Source organism: Nostoc flagelliforme FACHB-838 (genome assembly GCF_014698065.1).
GTDB lineage: Bacteria > Cyanobacteriota > Cyanobacteriia > Cyanobacteriales > Nostocaceae > Nostoc > Nostoc flagelliforme_B.
This window is the reverse complement of sequence record NZ_JACJSI010000514.1, coordinates 1-3,610: the sequence shown is the minus strand read 5'-3', so window position 1 is coordinate 3,610 and position 3,610 is coordinate 1. Positions and strand designations below refer to the sequence as shown.

The following is a 3,610-nucleotide window of genomic DNA, read 5'->3' as shown; positions in this document are numbered from 1 at the left end:
CCATTGCCCACAACGCCCATACCCCAGTCTCTGACCCAAATGTGGCGGTCAACTGTCTGCCTAACCCTTGCCAACATCTGACGCACGGAATTAACCGGCTGCACTCCCTGAAATATCCCCCATACACCATCAAAATGCCCTCGAATGTCGATGCTGACCCCAGTTTCTAAACTTGGGGAGGCGATAACCAAATCATACTGGGTAAGAATCTCGTTGAGATGAGCGATACAACCGAAAGCTGCATGAGAGGGGTCAGCAACAGATTCGCTGTCAATCCGCAGGATTCGCAGGTGAGGGAATTTACGGCGAAACCGTTCTTCAAGTGCTTGAGTTCCCCATTTTGACTTTGCTTTTTGAGCAGAGCAACATAATAAATGATGCCCCCCTTTGGCTATCGCTTTGTCGAGTGCAGCGATGAGATTCTTCGGGTTACTGCCAGAATAGTTGTAACAGTTTCCAGCTACGTGCCGATAGTTGTTGACGATGACGAAGGGATTAACTCGATATTCACCAGCAAGTGATAAAACATACTTCACATCAGTATCTGAGACATCCGCACTAGACAGATAAATCTTTCCCTGACTGCTGCCCAAAACATTCTGTACCAGTTGTTTGAGGTTTTTGAGAACAGATACTCGACGTTTTTGCACTTCCGTACCAGAGTTAAGCAAATGCCAGAAAACTTGGTCACATTCGTCAATAATAATGACATCATTCGCCCAGTCATTAGGATTGAATCGCGCCTGACTTTCTTGATGCAATGAATCAACACAGACCCCGTATCCTAACATTGTGCCTGTTTCATTTGTGCGGACTTCGGTAACATAGTTAACACCAAATCGATTACATAGCGCCTCACCAAGTTGAATACGATGGGTGATGATTAATACCCGTCTCCCCTGGTCATGTGCTTTGGCCACCTCCGTTGCCAGCCATTCGGTTTTACCAGTGCCTTTAGGAGCCTTGAGGATAATTAGCTTTTCACCTTCGGGTACGAGAAGCTGTCCGAGGAATCTTTGATTGAGTGCGATTGACGGGGGGTAAGTCAGCAGAGTGAACAGCTTAATCTCCCACAACTCCAGTGCAATAGCCGTATTGTAGAGTGCATCAAAAGCTTCCCGCCCTTTAGCAACGATAAAATCATCAACCCCTTTCTCTGCCCCTAACGGTAAATCAATCACTCGCAACGAACAACCTTCATTTACCAGCAGTCGTCCCATACGGCTGATAGCAGTTCTGACACGTTGGACTGTCTCAGGTTTGTTGTCCTGGTCAAAGCAGATGTTAACCTGTCTCCCAAGAGTTGCAAAGTGTTTCAAGTCGGGGATGAGGTATGGTTTACCGATGGCAGTACCGTACTCATCAGTAGGTGTGCGGTATCCAGCGTTTACTCCCGGAATTGCGATCGCTGCATAACCAGCAGTCAGTAACGCTCCCGCTTTTTTGACACCTTCGACGATTGTGACTGGTACATTATGCTTCCATACCCAGTGCCAAAAACCCCCAGGATGCTGTAGGTCTTCTTCGGTGATAGGGATACCGCTACGATTAGAAACTTTCACCCAAATGCGATTCGGGACTAAGAGGAAGAAAGCGCGTGTCTCTTCTCTGTAAGGATGCTCGTACTTGATGAATTTGTGGATCTTTTGGCGGTCGCGTCGGGGATGGTCGGGTTTGAAGCAGCCCCACATCATTAGGACGTAGTTGTTGAGTGGGTCAACGCCACTGCACCACCAGCCGCCGAGTTCTATGTGCTGGTATTTTTTCAAGTCTCTGTCTCTGAGTCGTCCATCATTGCGACGGGAGATTTTGGGGCTGTAGAGCAGATATTCGTAGGGTAACGTCCTGTAGAGCGAACGCACATTCAGAGCAATGATTTCTTTGTCAACTCCGCTGTTGAGCCATTCTTGTAAGTGTAGAGCTTGAGAATCAGATTCGATTATACGCATATTCCCTCTGTTTTTTGACGCATGGAAATAAAGCGGCATTGCACCCATGCCGCCAGTTCAACTTGAAGTGGAGAGTTTGTGCTGGCTATAAAATCGTCAACAGCCAGCTACAGCGTTATCTCTTGCCTCCGGTATGCGGTCGAAACGTGAGATTAATTCGCGTGCTAATGACTTTGTTAGTTTTCGGAACCTGATGCAGATGAGTGGACTGGCAGCCTGGGTGCATCAACACAATTCGCAATTCGCAATTCGCAATTCGCAATTCGCAATTCGCAATTAATTATGCTTGTTAATTTTCTCCTTAACTTTCCGAGTAGATGAAACTAAAATTTTTCCAATTTCTCTGGTTTCTTGGAGTAAAAGTTCAAACTTGTTTTTCTCAACCAGTTATGACTCTATTAATATTTCCAACCAGTATTCAGTTTCTCGTTCTTCTTTAAGTGCAATTTCTAGCTTGTGGAGAAAATCTTTGTCAGATTGAGAAGATTGTGCTTCTCTAACATTAGCTCCAATGGAAGTTCCACTTCGGAGTAATTGCTTTGATAATGTTCGACAAACTCCAGGTTTTTCATCCAAGAAAGTACAAGCTTTAACTATTCTTATCGCTAAAGCTTTTGTTCTGTCAGCAATGCTAATATTTTGGTTCATGTCTCTTTGTCCTTAATTAATAATTGCGAATTGCGAATTGCGAATTGCGAATTGTTTTGATGCACTCAAGGCGCGGGACGGGCAGAGTTTTACCCAACATTCTGATTTGATTTTGCTGCCACTCCAGTTTCAGACAGTGTTGGTAGAGCGAGTTGGCTTGTTCTTGACTTAAGAAATCAGGGTAGTAAGTGACTGGTAAAACTGGAGTTGATTCAGCAAATAAATTGAGTTGTTGCATGGTAGTTATCTCAAATTTTGAAACGGCTATTAGTTTTGTTCGGCTTTAAAAACCTCAACCAAAATACTTTCTGAATACAAACCAACTTTTCCAAATCGGGGGTCATGAATGCGTTCTATCTCTATGCCTTGTTTTCGACACAATGCACTGGCTTTTCGACCCTTAGTACCGGCTTCTTTGACCGAGATTTCTAAACCTTGAAGATTGGCGAATCCAACAACACTGTATTTATGTTCGCATGGTGTGTTTACCCTGTCTTGCTCAACTTCAACCGCTTTGAGACGGTGCAAAATTTCAATTTGTTGCTGTTGTTGTTGGAGTAAATGCTGTTCTTGCTGTGCCATCTGTTGAGCGATTGCAGCGAGTAACTGTATTTGTGTCATCGCTGTTTCGCTATTAGAGGTCGGTTTTGTCCAGCCCAGTAAATCTTGAATCCAGGCACGAATACCGATGGTGTTGAATGAACGGCATACCAATCGGGCTTGTTTAGTGCAGTATCGCCCAGCTTCGTAAGCGTAGTACTCTAAGATAATTGCGATCGCAACATCTGGGATACCATTGGTTTTCCATTCTCGGAGTTCCGCAGGATGAAAGCCATACTCTCCAAGGATTGTAGCTAATCTTGAAGGCTTCAGTTCCGCACTATCTAAGGAGTTACGAATGGCTTTGTTGCATGAAAGGAAAAAAGGACACTCCAATCCGAAGTCAGGATAGGAATTAGTCTTCGACTTTATAAGTGTCCGGCTTACCTAGCTGGATCATGCGGTTAAGGGCA

At 44.7% G+C, this 3,610-nt stretch carries 3 protein-coding genes and 1 pseudogene; all 4 read right to left on the bottom strand.

The window, feature by feature from the left end:
* Positions 1-1,949, bottom strand: a 1,949-nt coding sequence (locus tag H6G97_RS47710) for a plasmid replication protein, CyRepA1 family (RefSeq protein WP_190947328.1), incomplete at its 3' end; no start/stop codon positions are given.
* Positions 1,950-2,225: 276 nt separating this feature from the next.
* Positions 2,226-2,597 (bottom strand): annotated as a pseudogene (locus tag H6G97_RS47705) (four helix bundle protein).
* Between the two features lie 16 nt (positions 2,598-2,613).
* Complete coding sequence (locus H6G97_RS47700) at positions 2,614-2,835, bottom strand: alpha-ketoglutarate-dependent dioxygenase AlkB family protein (RefSeq protein WP_242056124.1); 222 nt, start codon at positions 2,833-2,835, stop codon at positions 2,614-2,616.
* Between the two features lie 29 nt (positions 2,836-2,864).
* Entirely contained in the window at positions 2,865-3,533 is a 669-nt protein-coding gene (locus tag H6G97_RS47695; protein WP_190947327.1) for a hypothetical protein, read from the bottom strand.
* Between the last annotated feature and the right edge of the window lie 77 nt (positions 3,534-3,610).

Coding starts and splice junctions, on each gene's coding strand:
- H6G97_RS47700 (WP_242056124.1), bottom strand. CDS start 2,835: ATGCAACAACTCAATTTATTTGCTGAATCAACTCCAGTTTTACCAGTC.